16 protein-coding genes and 1 pseudogene are annotated in these 20,786 nt (G+C 68.4%); 7 read left to right on the forward strand and 10 right to left on the reverse strand.

Annotated features, from left to right (window positions below):
* Nucleotides 1–175: 175 nt before the first annotated feature.
* The 4 genes and pseudogenes from ABZ664_RS25780 to ABZ664_RS25795 all read right to left on the reverse strand — a co-directional run bounded on the left by ABZ664_RS25780 (nucleotide 176) and on the right by ABZ664_RS25795 (nucleotide 3,870).
* Complete coding sequence (locus tag ABZ664_RS25780) at nucleotides 176–2,227, reverse strand: NADH-quinone oxidoreductase subunit L (RefSeq protein WP_362515060.1); 2,052 nt, start codon at nucleotides 2,225–2,227, stop codon at nucleotides 176–178.
* A gap of 143 nt (nucleotides 2,228–2,370) precedes the next feature.
* Nucleotides 2,371–2,655: pseudogene (nuoK, locus tag ABZ664_RS25785) on the reverse strand (NADH-quinone oxidoreductase subunit NuoK); the annotation flags it as partial.
* A gap of 1 nt (nucleotide 2,656) precedes the next feature.
* Complete coding sequence (locus ABZ664_RS25790) at nucleotides 2,657–3,193, reverse strand: NADH-quinone oxidoreductase subunit J (protein ID WP_362515062.1); 537 nt, start codon at nucleotides 3,191–3,193, stop codon at nucleotides 2,657–2,659.
* Complete coding sequence (locus tag ABZ664_RS25795; protein ID WP_362515064.1) at nucleotides 3,190–3,870, reverse strand: 4Fe-4S binding protein; 681 nt, start codon at nucleotides 3,868–3,870, stop codon at nucleotides 3,190–3,192. Before ABZ664_RS25795 ends, ABZ664_RS25790 begins: the two co-directional genes overlap by 4 nt.
* 254 nt (nucleotides 3,871–4,124) lie before the next feature.
* Here ABZ664_RS25795 and ABZ664_RS25800 point away from each other — a divergent pair, with 254 nt between their 5' ends.
* Complete coding sequence (locus ABZ664_RS25800) at nucleotides 4,125–5,660, forward strand: protein kinase (RefSeq protein ID WP_362515066.1); 1,536 nt, start codon at nucleotides 4,125–4,127, stop codon at nucleotides 5,658–5,660.
* 207 nt (nucleotides 5,661–5,867) lie between these two features.
* Here ABZ664_RS25800 and ABZ664_RS25805 read toward each other — a convergent pair whose 3' ends face one another.
* The 5 genes from ABZ664_RS25805 to ndhC all read right to left on the reverse strand — a co-directional run bounded on the left by ABZ664_RS25805 (nucleotide 5,868) and on the right by ndhC (nucleotide 9,761).
* Nucleotides 5,868–6,806 (reverse strand): hypothetical protein, encoded by a 939-nt coding sequence (locus tag ABZ664_RS25805; RefSeq protein WP_362515068.1) that lies wholly within the window; start codon nucleotides 6,804–6,806, stop codon nucleotides 5,868–5,870.
* Between the two features lie 131 nt (nucleotides 6,807–6,937).
* Nucleotides 6,938–7,891, reverse strand: coding sequence for an NADH-quinone oxidoreductase subunit NuoH (gene nuoH, locus ABZ664_RS25810; protein ID WP_362515484.1), 954 nt, complete (start codon nucleotides 7,889–7,891; stop codon nucleotides 6,938–6,940).
* A 261-nt stretch (nucleotides 7,892–8,152) separates the two neighbouring features.
* Nucleotides 8,153–8,845: an NADH-quinone oxidoreductase subunit C gene (locus tag ABZ664_RS25815; protein WP_362515486.1), complete on the reverse strand. Its 693-nt coding sequence runs from the start codon at nucleotides 8,843–8,845 to the stop codon at nucleotides 8,153–8,155.
* The gene (locus ABZ664_RS25820; RefSeq protein ID WP_350943554.1) at nucleotides 8,838–9,278 is read right to left on the reverse strand and encodes an NADH-quinone oxidoreductase subunit B family protein; all 441 of its coding nucleotides are present in this window, start codon (nucleotides 9,276–9,278) and stop codon (nucleotides 8,838–8,840) included. Before ABZ664_RS25820 ends, ABZ664_RS25815 begins: the two co-directional genes overlap by 8 nt.
* A gap of 111 nt (nucleotides 9,279–9,389) precedes the next feature.
* On the reverse strand, nucleotides 9,390–9,761 hold the full coding sequence (gene ndhC / locus ABZ664_RS25825) for an NADH-quinone oxidoreductase subunit A (protein WP_362515070.1): 372 nt from the start codon (nucleotides 9,759–9,761) through the stop codon (nucleotides 9,390–9,392).
* Nucleotides 9,762–10,068: 307 nt separating this feature from the next.
* Here ndhC and ABZ664_RS25830 point away from each other — a divergent pair, with 307 nt between their 5' ends.
* The 5 genes from ABZ664_RS25830 (at nucleotide 10,069) to ABZ664_RS25850 (ending at nucleotide 15,724) form a co-directional block, all read left to right on the forward strand.
* On the forward strand, nucleotides 10,069–11,397 hold the full coding sequence (locus ABZ664_RS25830) for a polysaccharide deacetylase family protein (protein WP_362515072.1): 1,329 nt from the start codon (nucleotides 10,069–10,071) through the stop codon (nucleotides 11,395–11,397).
* Nucleotides 11,398–11,466: 69 nt separating this feature from the next.
* Nucleotides 11,467–11,550 carry a putative leader peptide gene (locus ABZ664_RS25835; RefSeq protein WP_362515489.1) on the forward strand — a complete coding sequence of 28 codons (84 nt, stop codon included), beginning with the start codon at nucleotides 11,467–11,469 and terminating at the stop codon, nucleotides 11,548–11,550.
* 233 nt (nucleotides 11,551–11,783) lie between these two features.
* Nucleotides 11,784–13,637, forward strand: coding sequence for a 2-oxoacid:acceptor oxidoreductase subunit alpha (locus ABZ664_RS25840; RefSeq protein WP_362515074.1), 1,854 nt, complete (start codon nucleotides 11,784–11,786; stop codon nucleotides 13,635–13,637).
* On the forward strand, nucleotides 13,630–14,700 hold the full coding sequence (locus tag ABZ664_RS25845) for a 2-oxoacid:ferredoxin oxidoreductase subunit beta (RefSeq protein ID WP_362515076.1): 1,071 nt from the start codon (nucleotides 13,630–13,632) through the stop codon (nucleotides 14,698–14,700). The genes ABZ664_RS25840 and ABZ664_RS25845 overlap by 8 nt, the downstream gene beginning before the upstream one ends.
* 97 nt (nucleotides 14,701–14,797) lie before the next feature.
* Nucleotides 14,798–15,724, forward strand: a complete 927-nt coding sequence (locus ABZ664_RS25850) for an NAD-dependent epimerase/dehydratase family protein (protein ID WP_362515078.1) — start codon at nucleotides 14,798–14,800, stop codon at nucleotides 15,722–15,724.
* A 66-nt stretch (nucleotides 15,725–15,790) separates the two neighbouring features.
* On the opposite strand, the gene ABZ664_RS25855 is transcribed toward ABZ664_RS25850, so the two are convergent.
* Entirely contained in the window at nucleotides 15,791–16,711 is a 921-nt protein-coding gene (locus tag ABZ664_RS25855) for a hypothetical protein (protein WP_362515080.1), read from the reverse strand.
* Nucleotides 16,712–17,046: 335 nt separating this feature from the next.
* Here ABZ664_RS25855 and ABZ664_RS25860 point away from each other — a divergent pair.
* On the forward strand, nucleotides 17,047–20,786 hold a 3,740-nt coding region (locus tag ABZ664_RS25860; protein WP_362515082.1), incomplete at its 3' end, for a VWD domain-containing protein.

Here is a 20,786-nt window from a genome sequence, read left to right on the forward strand (position 1 = left end):
CTGTGTCGGGGCCGGTGGCGGGCTCGGTGTCGGGTGTGGTGCCACGTCCGGTATCGGGGCCGACGCTGGGACCGGTGTCGGGGTCGGTCGTGGAGAGGAGGTCAACGGCGCATCACCGCCAGACGGATGAGGAGCAGCACCACGAGGGCGACGATGCCCCAGAACAGCAGAGAGATCATCTAAAAATCACCGCCCAGGCCGCGATCAGGAGGACTCCGGCCAGCAGGCCGGTGATGTAGAGCTGGGCGTTGCCGTTCTGCACCAGGCGGACCAGCCTCGCCAGGCCCAGGGTCGCCTGGCCCGAGCCGCGCACGGCACCGTCCACCACACGGCTGTCGGTGCGGACGACGAGGCTCGCGAGAAGCAGCGTGGGCCGGACGAAAAGCCTGGCGTACAGGGAGTCGACGTAGAAGGCGCGCTCGCACGGGGCTCTGAAGGGGCCGAGCAGGCGGGCCGGGTCGCGCATGGAGTCGGAGCGCCACGCCGCGTAGACCACCCCCGCACCCAGCAGCGCCACCGCGAGACTGAGGGCGGCGGCGCCCCAGTGGACGTCGCCGACCCGGACCAGACCGAGGAGCAGCGCCGGGACGGCCAGGACGAGGATGGGCACGCGCATGGTGGCCGGAGCCTCGTGAACGGCAGTGTGGGCGGCGGTGGGGACAACGGCGTAGGCGGCAGGCGTGCCCGGCGCGGGCTGGAGCTCGGGGAGGGGATGGGGCTGGGGGGCGCGATGTCCGAAGAAGGTGCGCAGCCACGCCCGGGTGGCGTAGGCACCGGTCACCGCGACCGTGGTGAGCGCGCAGCCGTAGAGCAGCAGGGCCGCGGTGCCGGTCAGCGTCCCCGAGGACAGGGAACGCTCGATCGCCACCAGCACCTCGTCCTTGCTGAAGAAACCGCTCGCCGGGGGAAGGCCCACCAGGGCGGCGAAGCCGATCGTCATCGCGGCGAAGGTGACGGGAAGATCCTTTCTCAGGCCTCCCATCGTGCTCATCAGGTTGGAGCCGACCGCGTGGATCACAGCACCGGCGCAGAGGAAGAGAAGTGCCTTGAAGGCGCCGTGGGTGATCAGGTGGAAGACCGCGGCGCTCCGGGACCCGGCGGCCAGGGCGCCGGCCATGTAGGCGAGCTGGCTGATCGTGGAGTAGGCGAGGACGCGTTTGAGGTCGTCTTGGGCGAGGGCCGCGAGGGCCGCGCCGAGCATTCCGATGGCGGCCAGGACGGCGAGGATGTCCAGGGTGGGTTGGGCGCCGAGGAAGGCCGGGTAGAGGCGGGCGACGACGAAGATGCCCGCGGCGACCATGGTGGCCGCGTGGATGAGGGCACTGATCGGTGTCGGTCCGGCCATCGCGTCGGGGAGCCAGACGTGCAGCGGCACCTGGGCGCTCTTTCCCGCGACCCCGGCCAGCAGCAGCATGGTGGCGGCGATGAGCGTGCCCGACGACATCTCGGGGACCTTCGCGATGACGTCGGCGATCCTGAAGCTGCCCGCCGCCGTCCCGAGAACGAAGATGCCGAACAGGAATCCGACGTCGCCGATCCGGGTGACGAGGAACGCCTTGATCGCCGCTCGCGAGTTGGCCCGGTCTTCCCACCAGTGCCCGACCAGCAGGTAGGAGCACAGACCCATGATCTCCCAGCCCACGTAGAGGACCAGGAGGTCGGCCGCGTAGACGACGAGCAGCATGGCGCTGGTGAACAGGCTGATGAAGGAGCTGTAGGACGGGTAGCGCCGGTCGCCGCGCATGTAGCCGACGGAGTAGACCTGCACGGCCAGCGCGACCACGCCGACGAGCACGGCGATCGACGCGGCGAGGCCGTCGACCAGCAGGCCGACCGAGATCGGCACCGAGCCCGTCTCGATGACGGCGAACGTCGCGGTGACACCGTCGATCGCCCCCTGAGCCCCTGGCCCGGCCGGCGCGGGCGACTCGATCCCGCCGCCGCCCCTGCCTGCCGCCCAGGTGGCGTAGGCGAGCCAGATCGCCAGGGCCGCGGAGATCGCGGTGGGCACCACGGCGATCCAGGCCGCCCTGCGGTTGGCGTCGGTGTCGGGGGTGGGGTTGACCTCGGAGGTGGCGGGCTTGGAGGTGCCGGGCTTGGGGGCGGCGCTGTCGCCGGTCTCCAGGGGCGTCACGCTTCGAGGACGCCGGGGAAAGCGGGAGCCGAGAAGCCCGACGGCCGCCGCGAGGAAGGGCAGGAGGATCACGAGCGAGGCGATGGTGATCATGGCGTACCACCCTGCCTGGGGTCCGTCTCTCCGGCCGGGGCCGAGTCGGTCTTTCCAGCCGGGACAGGGTCGGTCTTTCCGGCCGGGACCGGGTCGGTGGAGTCGGACAGCACGGGGTCGGTCGAGTCGGACAGGGAGCGGAGGCGATCGAGGTCGACGGTCCGGCGGTTGCGGTAGAGCGCGAGGATGATCGCGAGGCCGAGGCCGACCTCGGCAGCGGCGATCACGATGACGAAGAGGGTGAGGACCTGCCCGCTGTGCAGCCGGTCGCGCAACCACACGTCGAAGGCGACCAGGTTGAGGTTGACGGCGTTGAGCATGAGCTCGACGGACATCAGCACGAGGATCGTGTTGCGGCGGGCGAGCACCCCGTACACGCCGATGGAGAACAGCAGCGCCGAGACGACCGCGGGATAGACGACGTGCACGTCAGTCCCTCCCTCGGATGTCGGTACGCGACAGGACGATGGCGCCGATCAGGGCCGCGAGCAGCAGGACGGAGAGCGCCTCGAAGGGAAGCACCCAGTTGCGGAAGATGCTGGAACCGAGCTCGGCGGCCGAGCCGCCACCGGGCTCAAGCTGGATGTAGGCCATGCGGAAGCCGTCGACGACGACGGTGACCAGCACGGCCGCGGTGGCGATCGCCACGACCGCCGCGGCCGGACGGTTCGGGCTGTCGAGGTCGGCGCTCCTGCCGATCGGGGCGCGGGTGAGCATGATGCCGAACAGGAGCAGGACCACGATCGCGCCGACGTAGATCAGCACCTGGACCCAGGCGACGAACTCGGCGGTGAGAACCAGATAACACCCGGCCAGCGCGCCGAAGCAGACGACCAGCCACAGGGCCGCGTGGACGAGCTGCCTGGTGGTCACGACGAGCAGCGCCGACCCGACGGCCATCGCGCCCAGCAGCAGGAAGACGATCTCCTGCCCGGTCGGCGACAGATAGGACGGCACCTCGGTCACCTCTCCTCCTCGGGCTCTCCACTCGGATCCGTGGGAGGAGTCTGCCCCGGCGCGGCCGTCGCCGGAGGCGTGTCGTCCCCACCTGTGGATAACTTTTCGACGGACGACCCGCCTGTGGACGGATCGTTCTTCTTCGGCAAGGCCCCCGGCGGCCGGATCGCCCGGATGCTCGAAGCGGGTCTGGGAGAAGTGGCTCCGGAGGAGGGAGGCCCGGAGGAGGTGGGACGGGGGCGAACCGGGCGGGAGGCGGCCGCGAGCTCCTTCGGCGGATCGGCGTTGGGCTCGTGGGCCGGCGGCGGCGGGACGGTCTGTGCCCAGGCCGCGAGTTTGTCCTTCTCATGGAGAAGGTTACGGATGTCGCCCTCGGCGTACTCGAACTCCGGCGACCAGAACAGCGCGTCGAAGGGGCAGACCTCGATGCAGATCCCGCAGTACATGCACAGGGAGAAGTCGATCGCGAAGCGGTCGAGCATGTTGCGGGCCCGGGGGCGGCCGCCCTCCGGGGCCGGGAGGGTCTCCTTGTGGGAGTCGATGTAGATGCACCAGTCGGGGCACTCGCGGGCACAGAGCATGCACACCGTGCAGTTCTCCTCGACCAGCGCGATCACCCCCCTGCTCCTCGGGGGCAACTCCGGCCGGACTTCGGGGTACTGCTGGGTCACCGACCTGCTCAGCATGTGGCGAAGGGTGACGGAAAGCCCCTTCGCCAATCCCACTCCTGGTATCCGTGCCACAACTCAACATCATGACGCACAGTGGGGCGCTCGGGAATGCGTGGGACCACGAGACCGTAATGACGGGGGAATCGACGAGGGAACCGGGTTATCCACAGAAGTTATCCACAGACTGTGTGTTCGAGAACCGCCCTCCAATCGCCGACTCGCCGCCGAAGCGTCTGCAGAGATCCGGAAAAAATCGTATTGTTCGCCCCATGTCCCACCAGTACGGGCCGGCATGGCAGTCGCAACCACCGGCACGATCCAACACGGCGTGGAGCGTCGTGTGGACGCTGGTACCCCTGCTGACCTGCGGCATCGGGACGCCTTTCATCATCGGCCACGCCTCGCGCAAGCTGCGGAGCCCGTTGCTGGCCTTCGCCGCCGTCCTCTACGGCCTCGGGGTCGGCGTCTTCATGACCGCCGCGGCCATCTACGGGAGTTCCGACGACATCCCGATCGTGCTGGACACCGTCGCGACGATCGGCCTGTTCGCCGGCTGGCTCGGTGGGCTGGGCCACGCGCTGATCCTCAGGGGGTCGGTCTTCTCACAGGGGACCTCCCCCGCGTTCCATCCGGGGCCGTCGTCTCCCGGGTACGGCCACGTCCAGCGACCGTCCCGGCCGCCGTCGTACCAGACGGGTCCCACCGAGGTCTCGATGCTGCACCCGCCCGCGCAACGGCCGCAGCCGCGACTTCCCGAGCCGCCACAGCACCACGGCGGGTACCAACCGCAGCCACAACCCCGTCATGACGACCGGCCACCGCGGTACGCACCGCCCCAGCCCTCCCAGGGGCACTTCGTCCACGGCCAGCCCACCCACACCTCACATGACCGCTTCGCGCAAGGCCGGCCCGCGCACACCCCCCAGGACCGCTTCACGCAGGGCCAACCCACCCACGCCTCCCAGAGCCCGCACATCCCCTTCGCGCAGGGCGGGTCCACCTACCCCTCGCAGAGCAGGAACACCCCCACCCCCCAGGGCTGGCTGGGGCCGTACCGGCTGATCGGCAACCTGGGGAAGGGCGGCCAGGGAACGGTTCACCTCGCGCTGACCCCGCAGGGGCAGAAAGTCGCGATCAAGGTGCTGCACGAGCATTTCAACGGCAATCAGGTGGTGAGGGAGCGGTTCCTGCGGGAGGTGGAGGCGACGCGCAGGGTGGCGACGTTCTCCACGGCACGGGTGCTCGACGTGAACATCAACGAGGACCAGGCGTACGTCGTCAGTGAGTACGTGGAGGGCGACTCCCTGGAGCAACTGGTCCGCGACAAGGGGCCGCGCGACGAGGACGGTCTGACCCGGCTCGCCCTCGCCACCGCGGGCGCGCTGGCCGCGATCCACCGGGCCGGCGTGGTGCACCGGGACTTCAAACCGGCCAACGTGCTGATCGGCGCCGACGGCCCCCGAGTCATCGACTTCGGTATCGCCCGAGCCCTCGACCAGGTCACCTCGACGTCGGGCAACATCATGGGCACCCCCGCCTACATGTCGCCCGAGCAGCTCGCGGGCAGGACGATCGGCCCGGAGACCGACGTGTTCAGCTGGGCCGCGACCATGATCTTCGCCGCCTCGGGAAGGGTCGCCTTCGGGGAGGACACCATCCCCGCCATCCTGAACCGGGTGATCAACCACCATCCGGACCTGACGGCCCTGCCCCAGTCGCTGCGTCCGCTCGCCGCCGCCTGCCTGGACAAGGAGCCGGGCAACCGGCCCACGGCCTCCGACATCATGCTGCGGATCGTGCAGTAGGGGCCGCGACCACCGGAGCCCACGCCAAGCCGGGCGCGGAGAACCGTGCCCGGAAGATCGTGCCGGGAAGGTGGCGCCAAGGAGGACCATCCCCGGAAGACCACGCCGGGACACCGGGAAGACCGTCTCTCGGGGACCATGCCGGAGAGGTGGCCACCAAGGTCGTCCCCGAGAGGCCGTGCCGGGGAAACCCGGCCGAGCTCGGCTTTAGGGAACCGCGTCCTTCGCCCGCGCCGTCAGGTCCAGATACTCCCCGCGCGTCAGCCTGCGGATCGTGAGCTCAAGGTCGTTTCCCGTGGCGAAGCGCTCGACCTGCGCCTCGTCCCAGCGTCCCGGCAGGTGGAACAGGTCCCCGCCCACCAGCAGGCCGCTCTCTCCTGTCTCCACCGAGTACAGCAGGAGCTCGGACGCCTCCAGCTCGCGGGTCCTGCGCGCGGTCTCCAGCAGCAGGCGGCCGTGAACGACCACCAGGCGGCAGTGCGGCTGGCCCTCGCGCCTGAGCACGCGTCCCTGGGCGGTCTGGTTGCGGGACCTGCGACGGCCGACCCCGACCACGACGACGGCCCCGACGACCGTCAGCGCGGCCAGCACGAGGGCGGCGACCCCGAGCGGCCCCATCCCCCGGGTGACGTCGGCGCGGGTCTCGGTCAGATTGAGGAGCACGAGCGTCACGAAGACCGCACCGTAGGCGAGCACCGCCCACATGAGCACGTACAGCAGCTGCTCGCGCCACCACACCTTCGGTGAGCTCAGCGGCGGCCTGAGGCTTCTCGCCCCGGGCATGCGCAGACGCGGCAGGGGCGCGGGCGCCCTGCGCCAGGTAACCGCGCGCCACCTCGGCGACCGGCGGGCGAGCGCGACCCTGGCCTGCTGCGGGGTGTCGAACGCCCTGAGTTCGAACTCCAGCCCGTTGTCCGCGGCGAACGCCTCCACCGCCCTCCTCGACCGGGAGCCCGGGGCCTCCAGCATGACCAGGCCGGACTCGTCGAGTATCGCCAGGCCGTATCTCGTCCGGCCCCTGCCGGGATAGCCGAAGATCAACAGTGTGCTCGCCCGGCCCTCCCCGGTGAGCGGCAGCCGCACCGGCGGATGTTCCGGCACATCGACGACCAGTTCATCCTTTTCCACGGCGAGCGCGAGGGTCATGCATTCCGTCCTTGGCAGGTGGTGTCACAGAGTGTAACTCCCTGCCCTGTGAGGAGACTTCGAACGTCAGATCATCCAGTAAAACGCCCCGGACGGTATGGAAAAATCTAGACGGAATTGGACAAAAAGGGTCATCCGATGGCGATAGCGACGATTCCCGTCAGCGCGAGCTGGACGAGTGCCAGCGGCACCAGGACGACCCAGGCGAGCTTCTGCAGCTGGTCCTCACGGAGGCGGGGGTAGCTCACCCGGAGCCAGATGATCACGAAGACCAGCAGGAAGACCTTGAGGAGCATCCACACCGGCCCCGGCAGGAAGGGTCCGTGCCAGCCGCCGAGGAAGAGCACGCTGGTGAGCGCGGACACCACGATGATCCCGGCGTACTCGGCCAGCATGAACAGGGCGAACCTCATGCCGGTGTACTCGGTCATCGGGCCCATGATGAGCTCGGAGTCGGCGATCGGCATGTCGAACGGCGGACGGCGCAGCTCGGCGAGGCCCGCGACGAAGAAGACCACACCGCCGATCGCCTGCCAGGGCAGCCACCACCACTGCCAGGCCTCCACGATGCCCGGCAGGGAGAGCGTGCCCGCCGCCATCGCGACACTGGAGGCCGCGAGGACCAGCGGCAGCTCGTACGCCATGAGCTGCGCCGCCGAGCGCATCCCGCCCAGGGCGGAGTACTTGTTGCCCGAGGACCACCCCGCCATGATCGAACCGAGCACGCCGACCCCCATGACGGCGAGGACGAAGAACAGCCCGACGTCCAGGTCGACCCCGACCAGCCCGGGTCCGATCGGGATGACGACCATCGCGAGGAGATAGGGGACCAGTGCCACGCCGGGGGCGAGGGTGAAGACCCGGCGGTCGGCCGCGACCGGGATCACCTGCTCCTTCTGCATGAACTTGACCCCGTCGGCGATCAGCTGGGCCCAGCCGTGAAAGCCCCCGGCGTACATGGGACCGAGGCGCGCCTGCATGTGCGCCATCACCTTGTGCTCCATCTGCCCGGCGACCAGCGGCAGCACCAGGAAGACCGCGACGATCACGACGAGCCGTACCACGACGTCGAGCACCTCGGCGATCACGGGCACCTCCGGTCCCTCGGGGAGACTCCCCTGCCACCACGGATCAGGCGGGTCGCACGGACCTCGCGGGCGCGAGACGGCCGGGCGAGGTCGTCGCGCGACAACGGCCGGGCCGGGGCGTCACACGGCATGCGGAGGTCCCCGCGAGCCGTGTGAGCGCGAGACGGCCGGGCGAGGTCGTCGCGCGACCGCGGCCAGACCGACCCGTCGCGCGGCATGCATGAGGCCTCGCGGGCACGAGACGGCCTTCGGAGGGTCTCAGTCGTCACGCTCGCGCCCCCAGTCGGCGGGCACCCCCGGCGGGAGCGTCTTGCGACGGCTCGGCGAGCCGTGGCCGGACTCTCCCGGCTCCTTGGCACCCGGCCACGCCTTGGCGACCCGGGCGGCCAGTACGAAGTCCTTGCGCAGCGGGAAGCCCTCGAAGCCCTCGGGGAGCAGCAGCGGCACCAGGTTCGGGTGGCCCTCGAAGACGACACCGAACATCTCGAAGGTCTCGCGCTCGTGCCAGTCGGCTCCGCGGAAGACGCCGACCGCGCTGGGCAGCCGGGGGTCGGCGCGTGACACCCGGGTGCGCAGCAGCAGGTGGGCGTGCGAGACGGGGGCGAAGAGGTGGGCGACGACCGCGAAGGCCTCCGGCGGCTCGTCCACCGCGGTGAGCCAGTCGAAGAACTCGTAGCCCCCGGCCCTCGCGGACTCCAGCAGGCCGAGCCAGCCGTCGGGATCCACGTCGACGGTGATCTGGCCGAAGGACTCCGACACCCGGGTGCCCTCGCCGTACGCGAAACCGGGCGCGGAACCGGGCAAGGGACCGGACGCGGAACCGGGCGCGGGACCGGGACCGGGTTTGGAGCCGGGCCCGGAGACGGGTGAGGAGCCGGGTGAGGAGCCGGACACGGAAGCGGGCTCGGAGCCGGGGGTGGAGGGGTTCGGGGACTCGGGGAGGTCAGGCATAGCGATCACTCAGGTTCTCCGCGGCGATCTTCTCCTGGAGCATCATGATGCCGTGGAGCAGCGCCTCGGGCCGGGGAGGGCAGCCGGGGACGTAGACGTCGACCGGGATGATCTGGTCGACGCCCTTGGTCACGCAGTAGGAGTCCCAGTACGGGCCGCCGGAGTTGGAACAGGCTCCGAAGGAGATCACGTACTTCGGGTCGGGCATCTGCTCGTAGAGCCGCTTGACCGCGGGGGCCATCTTGTCGGTCACCGTGCCCGAGACGATCATCAAATCCGCCTGCCGGGGGCCGTTCGCGAACGGAATGACCCCGAACCTGATGAAGTCGTGCCTGCTCATCGAGGTCGCGATGAACTCGATCGCGCAGCAGGCGAGACCGAAGTTGAACGCCCACAGTGAGTAACGGCGCCCCCAGTTGAGGATGAAGCGCATGGGCTTGGGGGCCAGACGCGAGACTGGCCCCACGGTGGGCATCGGGAGATCCGCCATGGCACGCATTCTCCTTCAGAGTCGGCGCTCGCGCTCGCCCGGTCTCACGGGTCCTCAGGTCCAGGTGAGCACGCGCTTGCGCCAGGCGTAAAGGATGCCGAGCGCGATGAAGCCGAGGAAGACGAACATCTCGGCCAGGGTCGTCATCCCGAAACCCGGCTCGGCGAAGATCGTCGCCCACGGAAACAGGAAGACCGCGTCCACCGCGAAGACCACGTACAGGTAGGTGAACACGTAGTAGCGGATCTGGGACTGCGCCCAGCCGTCGCCGACCGGGTCGACGCCGCACTCGTAGGTGAGCAGTTTCTCCGGGGTGGGGCGGTTGGGCCGGAGTCCCCGGTTGACGAGCAGTGCCCCGGCGACGATCAGCAGGCCGATCACGAACAGGGCGAAGACAACCACATATGAGCCGAAATATCCGCTCATGGCCTCTCCTCCCGGGACCACCGTCCTCGCCCTACCTATAGCAGTATTCGCCCTCCCCGTCACGCGGCGAAACCACCGGCCGCGCAACGGCTAAAGCCTCTGTCCACTTCACATCAAGTAACAGCAAACACCCCATTACGCCCTATACCGTCACTCCATGCCTAAAGTGCGATTCATAGGAGGAATCGCTTGGATGGCCGCGATGCTGGCCGGTTGCGGCGTGGCCACCGCTTCTCCCCCTGCGAAATCCCCCGTCCCCTCAGAACCGACACTGATCAATTACGTGGACCCCTCCATGGTCCAGGGCATGAGCACGAGAAGCCTGAACACGGAGGGGAGCAAGGGCCGGCGCGTGCACGCCACCTACCCCGCCATCTCCCATGCCCCTCTCCTCACCGAGAAGCTCCGCGAGACGGTGGCCGAGAGCCTCGACCGGTTCACCCGGCGCAAGGTCTCCCGGGGCGCCCTGCCCAGGCCCGAGTTCAACGTGGACTGGCAGCTCGCCGCCGCGTCCCCCGAGGTCCTGGGGGTACGGTTGCGCATCGGCCAGTCCGTGGGCTCCGGCTGGAGGGAGTCCAGGACCACCGTCTGGTACGACCGGATGAGCAGGCGCGCCCTGGACTCCCCCGACCTGCTCAGGGACGGCGCGGCGCTGGCCACGCTGGCCGGACTCGTCAGGAAGGAGCTGGCGCTGCGGGGTCCGCTGGTGAATCCCAACGCGCTCAAGCCGACCCCCGCGATGTTCGACTCCATCGGTTTCAACCCGCGCGGCGATCTCGTCGTGGAGTTCGACGACGAGCAGGTGAGCCTCGGCCTCACCGGCCGGGTGGCGGTCGCCGTACCGTCCGCGACCGCGGCGCCGCTGCTGTCGGCGACCGGGCTGCGGGCGCGGGACGCGGCCGTGGGAACCGCGACCCTCACCTCACAGGAGGACCTGCTCGCGGCACGCGGGGACAGGCCCGCCGCGCACAGTTCCAAGGCGGGCGAGGTGGACTGCGCGCGGGTCAGGTGCGTGGCGCTGACCTACGAGGACGGGCCGGGTCCCGAGACCGGGCGGCTGCTCAACATCCTCGGCGCCCACGGGGCGCGGGCGACCTTCTTCGCCCTCGGTTCCAACGCCTCCGCGCGTCCCGAGCTGCTCAGGCGGATGCGCGACGAGGGTCACCTGGTGGCCAACCACAGCTGGTCCCACCGCGACCTCAGCGCGCTTCCCCCCGCCCTGCTCTCCGACCAGCTCACCCGCGCGCAGTACGTGATCACCCAGGCGATCGGCCAGGTCCCCACGCTGATGCGCTCGCCGTACGACACGACCGACGCGCGGGTGACCTCCACCGCGCGCCGGTTGGGCATGTCCGTGGTGCGCTGGAGCGTGGACGCCGAGGACCTGCGCGACCCCGACCCCCGGGCGATCGCCCGTCGGACCGTCGCCCGGATCAAGCCGGGATCGATCGTCCTCATGCACGATGTTCACGACGCGACCGTGGACGCCACCCCAGAGATCCTGCGTGAGATCGCCGCCAAGGGTTATACCTTTGTCACCGTCCCGGAACTGTATGGCCCACACGCGATGGAACCGGGCCGCACCTACGACTCCGGGACCGTGTCGGACGTGCTGAAAAAGCAATCCATGCCATAACCTGTGGCTATGGGGCCATAGCCGGAGGCGATGAGAGCGTCTACGCGACGGGACATATAGTTGGGCATCGTGATCCCAACTGTCCTCTTCGGCCGCCTGCACGTTGACCTGTGTCGGCTCGCGGCCGGGCTGTGTCAGGCCCGCCGTCCGTGATCGCGATTTCTCCGTAGACCGTACGACGCAGACCGTACGACGGCCGCGACACCGACGTCCGTGCCCAGGCTTCGACTCAGATTCGACTCAGCGGCACTAAGGATATGGGACAAAGGTCACTTTCCTCCGCCGAGTGGAACGCGAAAAGACTACGCGTGACCCCGAGGATCTAGCATGGAAAAAAGAATGTGCCACGAGCAACGGCGCCCCGTCGCGTCGAGGAGGACTGAGCTGTGACCAAGCAGGTTCAGCAACTCGACCGCGTGATCATCCGGTTCGCGGGCGACTCCGGCGACGGCATGCAGCTGACCGGTGACCGCTTCACCGCCGGGACCGCGGAGTTCGGCAACGACCTGTCGACGCTGCCCAACTTCCCCGCCGAGATCCGCGCCCCCGCGGGCACCCTGCCGGGTGTGTCGAGCTTCCAGCTCCACTTCGCCGACCACGACATCCTCACGCCGGGCGACGCCCCCAACGTCCTGGTCGCGATGAACCCCGCCGCGCTGAAGGCCAACCTCTCCGACCTGCCGCGCGGCGCCGACATCATCGCCAACACCGACGAGTTCACCAAGCGCAACCTGCAGAAGGTGGGCTACGCGGCCAGTCCCCTCGAGGACGACTCGCTCTCCGAGTGGCGGGTCCACTCGGTGCCGCTGACCTCGCTCACGGTCAAGGCGCTCGAAGGCTTCGCGCTGTCCAAGAAGGACGCCGAGCGGTCGAAGAACATGTTCGCCCTCGGGCTCCTGAGCTGGCTCTACCACCGGCCCACCGAGGCGACGATCCGGTTCCTCGAGACCAAGTTCGCCAAGAAGCCCGACATCGCCAAGGCGAACATCGCCGCCTTCCAGGCGGGCTGGAACTACGGTGAGACCACCGAGTCCTTCTCGGTCTCGTACGAGGTGAAGCCGGCCAAGCTCGCCCCCGGCGTATACCGCAACATCTCCGGCAACCAGGCGCTCGCCTACGGCCTGATCGCCGGCTCGGTGCAGTCGAGGCTGCCGCTGTTCCTCGGCTCGTACCCGATCACCCCGGCCAGCGACATCCTGCACGAGCTGTCCAAGCACAAGCGGTTCGGCATCCGCACCTTCCAGGCCGAGGACGAGATCGCGGGCGTCGGCGCGGCGCTCGGCGCCGCCTTCGGCGGGGCGCTCGGCGTCACGACGACCTCGGGGCCGGGTGTGGCGCTGAAGGCCGAGACCGTCGGCCTCGCGGTGACCACCGAGCTGCCGCTCATCGTGGTCGACGTGCAGCGCGCGGGTCCCAGCACCGGCATGCCCACCAAGACCGAGCAGACCGACCTGCTGATGGCGATGTACGGCCGCAACGGCGAGTCGCCGCTGCCGATCGTGGCACCCTCGACCCCCTCCGACTGCTTCGACGCGGCGGTGGAGGCGGTGCGGATCGCGGTGAAGTACCGCACCCCGGTCATGCTGCTCTCCGACGGCTATCTCGCCAACGGCTCCGAGCCGTGGAAGCTGCCCGACGCCGCCGACCTTCCCGACATCTCCACCGAGTTCGCCACGGGGCCGAACGCCGAGGACGGCGTCACCTTCCTGCCGTTCAAGCGCGACGCCGAGACCCTCGCCCGCCCCTGGGCGATCCCCGGCACCGCGGGCCTTGAGCACCGGATCGGCGGCATCGAGAAGGCCGAGAACACCGGCAACATCTCCTACGACCCCGACAACCACGACCGGATGGTCCGGGTCCGCCAGGCCAAGATCGACGGGATCGCGAACGACATCCCGCCGCTCACCGTGGACGACCCCGACGGGGACGCACGCGTGCTGGTGCTCGGCTGGGGGTCGACGTACGGGCCGATCGCCGCGGCCGTGCGGCGCATCAGGAGGGGCGGGGGCAAGGTCGCCCAGGCCCACCTGCGGCACCTCAACCCGCTGCCCGCCAACACCGGCGAGGTCCTGCGCGCGTACGACAAGGTCCTCCTGCCGGAGATCAACCTCGGCCAGCTCGCGCTGCTGCTCCGCGCCCGCTTCCTGGTCGACATCATCAGCTACAACCGAGTGCGCGGGCTTCCGTTCAAGGCAGAGGAACTCGCCGGCGTGATCCAGGACGTGATCGACAGTGAGTAGTGCTGAGTTGCCCGAGATCTCCACCCCTTCGAGGGGCGGTGCGCTCTCGCTCGTCCCGAAGTCCGAGGTGAAACTCGGCATGAAGGACTTCAAGACCGACCAGGAGGTCCGCTGGTGCCCCGGATGCGGTGACTACGCCATCCTCGCCGCGGTCCAGTCGTTCGTGCCCGAGCTCGGCCTCAAGCGCGAGAACATGGTGTTCGTCTCGGGCATCGGGTGCTCCTCCCGGTTCCCCTACTACATGGACACCTACGGGTTCCACTCGATCCACGGCCGCGCCCCGGCGATCGCGACCGGTCTGGCCGCCTCGCGTCCCGACCTGTCGGTGTGGGTGATCACCGGTGACGGCGACGCGCTGTCCATCGGCGGCAACCACCTCATCCACGCGCTGCGCCGCAACGTCAACCTGAACATCCTGCTGTTCAACAACAGGATCTACGGTCTGACCAAGGGTCAGTACTCCCCGACCTCCGAGATCGGCAAGATCACGAAGTCGACCCCGATGGGTTCGCTGGACAAGCCGTTCAACCCGATCTCGCTCGCCATCGGCGCCGAGGCCTCCTTCGTGGCCAGGACGATCGACTCCGACCGCAAGCACCTCCAGTCGGTGCTGCGCGAGGCCGCCGAGCACCGGGGCACCTCGCTCGTCGAGATCTACCAGAACTGCAACATCTTCAACGACAACGCCTTCGAGCAGCTGAAGGACCCGGAGCAGCGCGACGACATCACGCTGCGCCTGGAGCACGGGCAGCCCATCGCCTCGGCCTCCAAGGCGGTGCGCAGGGCGGCCGACGGCGGCATCGAGGTCGTCCCGAGGTCGTCGGTGAGCGAGGAGGAGATCCTCGTGCACGACGTCCACCGCGCCGACCCCTCGCTCGCCTTCGCGCTCTCCCGGCTGGACGAGCCCGCCTTCGAGCACGTCCCGATCGGCGTCTTCCGCAGCGTCGACCGCCCCTCCTACGACGAGCTCATGGCCGAGCAGCTCCAGGAGGCCGTCGGCGAGCGGGGTCCCGGTGACCTCAACGACCTGCTGCTCGGCGGGGACACCTGGCGCATCAGCTGATCCGAAGCGAACACACGGTATCACCCGGTAAGGCCCGCTCTTCGGAGCGGGCCTTACCGCTTACCTGCTACAAATCCCCCGAACCAGGAGAAAGCGTATGGCCGACCCGGTAGCGGAAGAGTACTGGCGGGCGAGGCCCGTACTGGTGACGGGTGCCGGTGGCTTCATCGGGGCACATCTGGTGCGACGCCTGTGCGCGCTCGGCGCGCGGGTGCACGCGGTCGGCCGCCGCCTCAGAGAGAGCGCGTACGGCGAGACGTGGCACGTCGCGGACGTCGCCGACGCGGGCGCGGTCGAGTGGCTCGTCGAATCGACCCGCCCCGCCGTCGTGTTCCACCTCGCCAGCGAGGTCGCCGGGGCGAGGGATCCGAAGCTCGTGCTGCCGATGCTGCACAGCAACCTCACCGGCGTGGTCAACCTGCTGACGGCGGTCGCCGACGTCCCCGAGACCAGGGTGGTGCTCGCGGGCTCTCTGGAGGAGCTCCGGCCGGAGGAGGGCGACAAGGCGCCGTCCTCGCCGTACGCGGTGTCCAAGTGGGCCGCCGACGGCTACGCGCGGATGTTCCACCACCTGTGGGGCGTACAGGTGAGCAACCTGCGGATCGGCATGGTCTACGGTCCCGGCCGCCAGGACACCCACAAGCTGGTCCCCTACGTGGCGCTCGCGCTGCTGCGCGGGCGAGAACCCGAGCTCGGCAGCGGCACGCGCCACCTCGACTGGGTGTACGTCGACGACGTGATCGACGCCTTCCTCGCCGCGGGCGAGACCCCGGAGGCGGCGGGCCGCGCCTTCGACATCGGCACCGGGACGGGCACCTCCATCCGCGACACCGTGGAACTCCTCTCCGAGATCGTCGGCGGCCGGACCCGGCCCCGCTACGGCGTGCTCACCGACAGGGCGCTGGACAGCGCCAGGATCGCCGACCCGGCCCCCGCCGCCGAGATCCTCGGCTGGCGCCCCGCCGTCGGACTGGAGGAGGGGCTGCGCAGGACCGTCGACTGGTTCGCCCGCGAAGGCCGCTGAGCGCACCCCTCATCCAGACCGCCCCGCACCTTCCCGTCGACGGCCCCACGTTGACACCGGCCGAGCTCAGATGGTCGTGAGGTCGAGAAATGCCCCGGGAGCGAGGTGAACCCGGCCGGCGTTCGTCCTGGGGTGGTAACCGAAGAACGAACGCCGGGCCGTCCCGTCGAGGTTCGTGGTGTAGAACGCGCTGCGCGACGCGGTCGGCTCCTCGTAGGCGGCGACCTCATGAAGATGACGTTCGCCGACGACCCCCCAGAGCCTGCCGGTGAGCTCAGGCGTGGTCCACACCGTCCCGGTGCGCGGGTCCGCCACGAAACGGCGGTTCACGTCGTCGTATTCGTGCCGGTAAAGGAGTGTGTGGTCATTCGCCCAGGTGGCGTAGGTGGCGGAGGCGATCGTGGCGATCGGGTAGGACGCCAGGACCTGTCCGGTGGCGGGGTCGAGGACCACGGTCGACAGTGCGTCGTCGTCGCGTTCGTCGTCCCAGATCATGTAGGTCACGGCGAGCAGTCGCCCGTCCGGTGACCAGCACAGCCCGCACTCCCAGCTCGCCGCCCCGACCGCCGACCAGAGGCGGCGGCGCGCTCCGGAGGCGAGGTCGAGCAGGCTCACCACCGCTGTGCCCGGCTCGTCTCCGTCGTCGCCGCTGAGAACCGCGATGGTCGTGCCGTCGGGTGATGACGTCGCGTGCCGGTCGTGCTCGTACTCGGGGTCGGGGCCGTCGAACCATCGCGGTTCGCCGCCGCCGAGAGCCCGCACCCCCACGCCGCTGCCGGAGCGCGCCACCAGTATCAGATGAGTGCCGTCGTGCGACAGGGAACCGATGACCGTTCCGTCCGCCGACTCCGGCAGGCGGGCGAACTCGTTCCGGTCCGCGTCGAGCACGACGGACCGGTCGCCCTCCGTCTCGATGAGCAGTGCCGCCCTGCGAACAAGCCGCTCGGGCAGCGAATCGAGAGCGAATTCCCCAGGATAACGCGCCAAATCACTCTCCGTTGTAGCCGGAAAACTCTTTGCACGCAAACTTCGTGCGCCAATTTGAAATGCATCCAATGTGATATGGATCACACTTTTTGTTTCTTTACGACATTTTTAGCTTAACATCACATCGCGCCTGATCATCTTGCGCACATCTCGCATACGGGGAGCTCATGCGACACAAGGGTTTACAAGTCATTGTCGTTGCGTTATCGCTGGTCGCCGGGCTGCTTGTGCCCGTGGGGCCTTTCAGGGAAGCACAGTCCGCAAACGCCGCGGGGGCGGCGTGCACGAACGACACGAATTGGAGTGTACCGAATACCCAGGGTGAAAGACGCTGCGTGAACGGAGTGGTCGCGAACACCAGGGCCCGAATTTCAAAGGGTCCAGGCTGTCTACTCGGCAGGCTCAACGGCCCGGTGGAGATGTACTCGAAGAACCAGTGCGGCCAGAACGGCCCGGAAACGAATTCCGGCATCGAGTACATCGGTCAGGCGCGAGCCATCTCCTACCTCAACACCAAGATCACCGGTGGTTCGGGGGAGGGGATCCACCCCGACCTTCAGTGGGAGACGACGTTCGGGCAGTCCAGGCCGGACATCATCTACTACAAGCACACCCTCACCCCCCAGCAGCAGCCTTTCGTCCAGGTCATCGAGGCGAAGGTGGCGACCAACTACAAGCCCAACGACTGGAACACCCAGGTCAAGAAGCAGATCAGGGAGATGACCAGCCGCGGCATGACCAACGTCGGCCTCGGCAACGTCCTCCGCGACTACGTCGACCAGTTCTGGGTGAACTTCGGATGTAGCCGGACCGAGTACGGCTACCGGATCCAGGCGTACACGGTCACCTCTCCACGCGATGGCCTCCTGCTCATCACGCTGGCGAAAGAAGTGAAGAACTGCAAGAAGAGGGTGCCCGGCCAGCCGGTCGACCCACTGCCCGACCCTCTACCCATCCCGGTTCCCGACCCGCTTCCCGTCCCGGTCCCGCAGCCCTGGCCGGTGCCCGTCCCGAACCCGATCCCGCTGCCCGACAACGACGTCAGCATCATCACCATCGTCACCCAGACCGCGTTCGCACTGGCCATTCTCCAGGCGCAAATGATCTGGGGAACCTACACCGACTTCATGGAGTGGCTCCGCGGCCTGAGATTCTCCAAGGTCTGGGGCGAGCCGCACCTGATCACCATGGACCGGCTGGCGTACGACATGCAGTCCGTCGGTGAGTTCGTCCTGGCAGAGTCCGACAGCCACGATCTCAGGATCCACGCCCGATTCACCGAGCGGCGTGAGAACGTGTCGGTCATCGACCGGGTGGCCGTGGCGGTCGACGACCACGTCGTCGAGATCGGCGACAACCTTGTCATCGACGGCGAGCCGCGCACGCTCGCGAGCGGCCACGCGGTGCAGTTCGGCGAGACCACGGGCGTCCTGCGCGACGGGAACAGCTACATGGTCTTCTGGGGCGGCATGGACGGGGGCGTGTTCAAGTGGGACGGCAGTTGCTGTCACGCCGGGCTGGCCTTCGGACACGAGCCTCCCACCGACCTCGTCGGACTGCTGGGCAACGCCGACGGCGACCCCAAAAACGACCTGAAACTCCGCGACGGCACCCAGCTACCGGCGACCGCCTCCGCGACGGTCATCCACGGTCAGTACGCCGACTCCTGGCGGATCACCAACGAGGAATCCCTGTTCACCTACGCGCAGGGAAAGAGCACCGCGACCTACACCGACCTGACCTTCCCCTCCGAGATCGTCACCATCCATGATCTGACACCGGAACAGATCTCCGCGGCGAGCACCTACTGCCAGGGGAAGGATGTTCCTCCCGGCCCGGTGTTCGACGCCTGCGTCCTCGACATCGCGCTGACCTCGGACGCCAGCTTCGCCGACATGGCCGCCGAACAGGTGACCACCGTCGTTGACCCGCTCACCGCGACCCTCGACGCCCAGGGTGGCCTGTCCGTCGACTTCCAGTCGAGCACCATGGCCAAGAACCTTCGGCCTGCCAGGGTGTCGCAGGACCCGGCGACAAGCGTCTTCGCCGGCCCGTTCGGCGGCACCGAGTCCTACCGCTTCTACGTCCAGCAACTTCCCTCACATATCAACGGAACCCTGGAACTCGACCTTCTCACCGTCGGCGACTGGGCTTCCGACAGCGACATCGAGACGGTGAGCGTCAGCACAGACCGGAAGAATCCGGTCACGTTCACTCCCGGTCAGCTCACTCCGACGGCCACCGGAACACTCGCCGGCGGCCTACCCTTCGCCAAGTACCGGCTGAACGTCCCCTTCGACCACAAGGAAAGCCAGGCCGAGTTCACCGTCGACGCCACCGGCGTCGCGGGGCTCTCGAACCAGGGGTTCGGCATCGACAACGTGCGGTTGACCATGCCGGTGGTGCCCCCTCAGGAGTTCCAGACCTCCGTGCCGTTCTCCGTCTCCAACGGTGTGCCCGCGGCGGGCGCGGGCAACCTGGAGACGGTCGTGTCGGCGGATCAGTACCGGTTCACCCTCGACCAACCCGGCGCGATCTACATCGACGTCAGGGAATGCCGCGATTTCAAATGGACACTGCTCGACCAGAGCGGCACAGCGGTCACGTACGGCTACTGTTCCGACAAGGAGGTCCGCAACCTGCCCGCCGGCACCTACCGGTTGAACATCCAGGCACAAGGTGACGAGAGCGGCACCTACGCCGTGGGCGTCACCGCCATCCCGGCCGACCCGTCCGTTCCGATCACCATCGGAGGCCCGCCGGTCGACCTCAACCTGACGGCACCGGGACAGAACGGCGCCTGGACCTTCACCGGAACGGCCGGACAGCGCGTCTTCCTCTCCTTCACCGACGGAACCTTCGGCAGCTTCAACGCGGACACCACTCTCAAGAAGCCGGACGGATCCACGCTGAAGAGCTCGATGTTCTGCGGTACCGAGTGCTTCATCGACACGATCACCCTGCCGGTGAGCGGGACGTACACGGTCGCCCTGAACCCCACCGGGTCCTACGTCGGAAAGCTCACCGCGAAGATCACCACGGTCGCGGCCGACGTGTCGCTGCAGGTGCCGACCAACGGCACCGCGGTTCCGCTCACCACCGTCGACGCCGGGCAGAACGGCCACTGGACCTTTGCCGGAACCGCCGGACAGCGCATGTCTTTCAAGTTCACGGCAGGCACCCTCGACGGCATCCTCGAAGCCCAGGTCTCGGTGAGGAAACCGGACGGGAAGAACCTCGTCAATTCGACCTACTGCGACGATTCCTGCTTCATCGACGTGACGGAACTCCCGGCCAGCGGTACGTACACGATCGTCTTCGACCCTGCCGGTGGCCTGACCGGCTCACTGTCGGCCGGCGTCCTGGAGATTCCCTCCGACGCCTCCGCCGCGGTGACGGTCGGCGGTCCCGCCGTCCCGCTGGCGATAACGGTTCCGGGCCAGAACGGAGTGTGGACCTTCGCGGGTCTGGCCGGTCAGAGCGTCTCGTTCGGATTCACCGGCGGCACCTTCGGCAGCCTGTACGACGCCAGGGTCTCGGTCATGAAGCCCGACGGGGCGACCCTCGTCAACACGGCGTACTGCGGCACCTCGTGCTCGCTGACTCCGGCGATCCTTCCGGCTGACGGCACCTACACGATCGTGCTGAATCCGGAGGGGAGCAAGATCGGCTCCCTGTCGGCGAAACTGGATGTCGGCGACGTGACGAAGAACGTGGCGGTGGGCGATCCGGAGTCCACGATCACTCTCACCTCACCTGGCCAGAACGGCGCCTGGAAATTCACCGGCACCCAAGGCCAACACGTCTCCTTCGGATTCACCAACGGCACCTTCGGCAGCCTCTACAACGCCAGAGTCTCCGTCAAAAAACCCGACGGAACAACAATCATCAACCCCACCTTCTGCGGCACCTCCTGCTCACTACCCCCCGCCACCCTCCCCACCGACGGCACCTACACCGTCGCCCTCGTCCCCGAAAGCGCCTACACCGGAAAACTCACCGCAACAATCGACACCGGATACATCACCAACAACATCACCATCGGAGACCCCGCCACCACCATCACCATCAACTC

It is taken from the genome of Streptosporangium sp. NPDC006930, assembly GCF_040635605.1.
Lineage (GTDB): Bacteria > Actinomycetota > Actinomycetes > Streptosporangiales > Streptosporangiaceae > Streptosporangium.

Bases quoted from the DNA above. Each gene is read 5' to 3' on its own strand.
- ABZ664_RS25780 (WP_362515060.1), bottom strand. From the start codon at position 2,227: ATGATCACCATCGCCTCGCTCGTGATCCTCCTGCCCTTCCTCGCGGCG.
- ABZ664_RS25795 (WP_362515064.1), bottom strand. From the start codon at position 3,870: ATGCTGAGCAGGTCGGTGACCCAGCAGTACCCCGAAGTCCGGCCGGAG.
- ABZ664_RS25800 (WP_362515066.1), top strand. From the start codon at position 4,125: ATGTCCCACCAGTACGGGCCGGCATGGCAGTCGCAACCACCGGCACGA.
- ABZ664_RS25805 (WP_362515068.1), bottom strand. From the start codon at position 6,806: ATGACCCTCGCGCTCGCCGTGGAAAAGGATGAACTGGTCGTCGATGTG.
- ABZ664_RS25815 (WP_362515486.1), bottom strand. From the start codon at position 8,845: ATGCCTGACCTCCCCGAGTCCCCGAACCCCTCCACCCCCGGCTCCGAG.
- ABZ664_RS25820 (WP_350943554.1), bottom strand. From the start codon at position 9,278: ATGCGCTTCATCCTCAACTGGGGGCGCCGTTACTCACTGTGGGCGTTC.
- ndhC (WP_362515070.1), bottom strand. From the start codon at position 9,761: ATGAGCGGATATTTCGGCTCATATGTGGTTGTCTTCGCCCTGTTCGTG.
- ABZ664_RS25830 (WP_362515072.1), top strand. From the start codon at position 10,069: ATGAGCACGAGAAGCCTGAACACGGAGGGGAGCAAGGGCCGGCGCGTG.
- ABZ664_RS25850 (WP_362515078.1), top strand. From the start codon at position 14,798: ATGGCCGACCCGGTAGCGGAAGAGTACTGGCGGGCGAGGCCCGTACTG.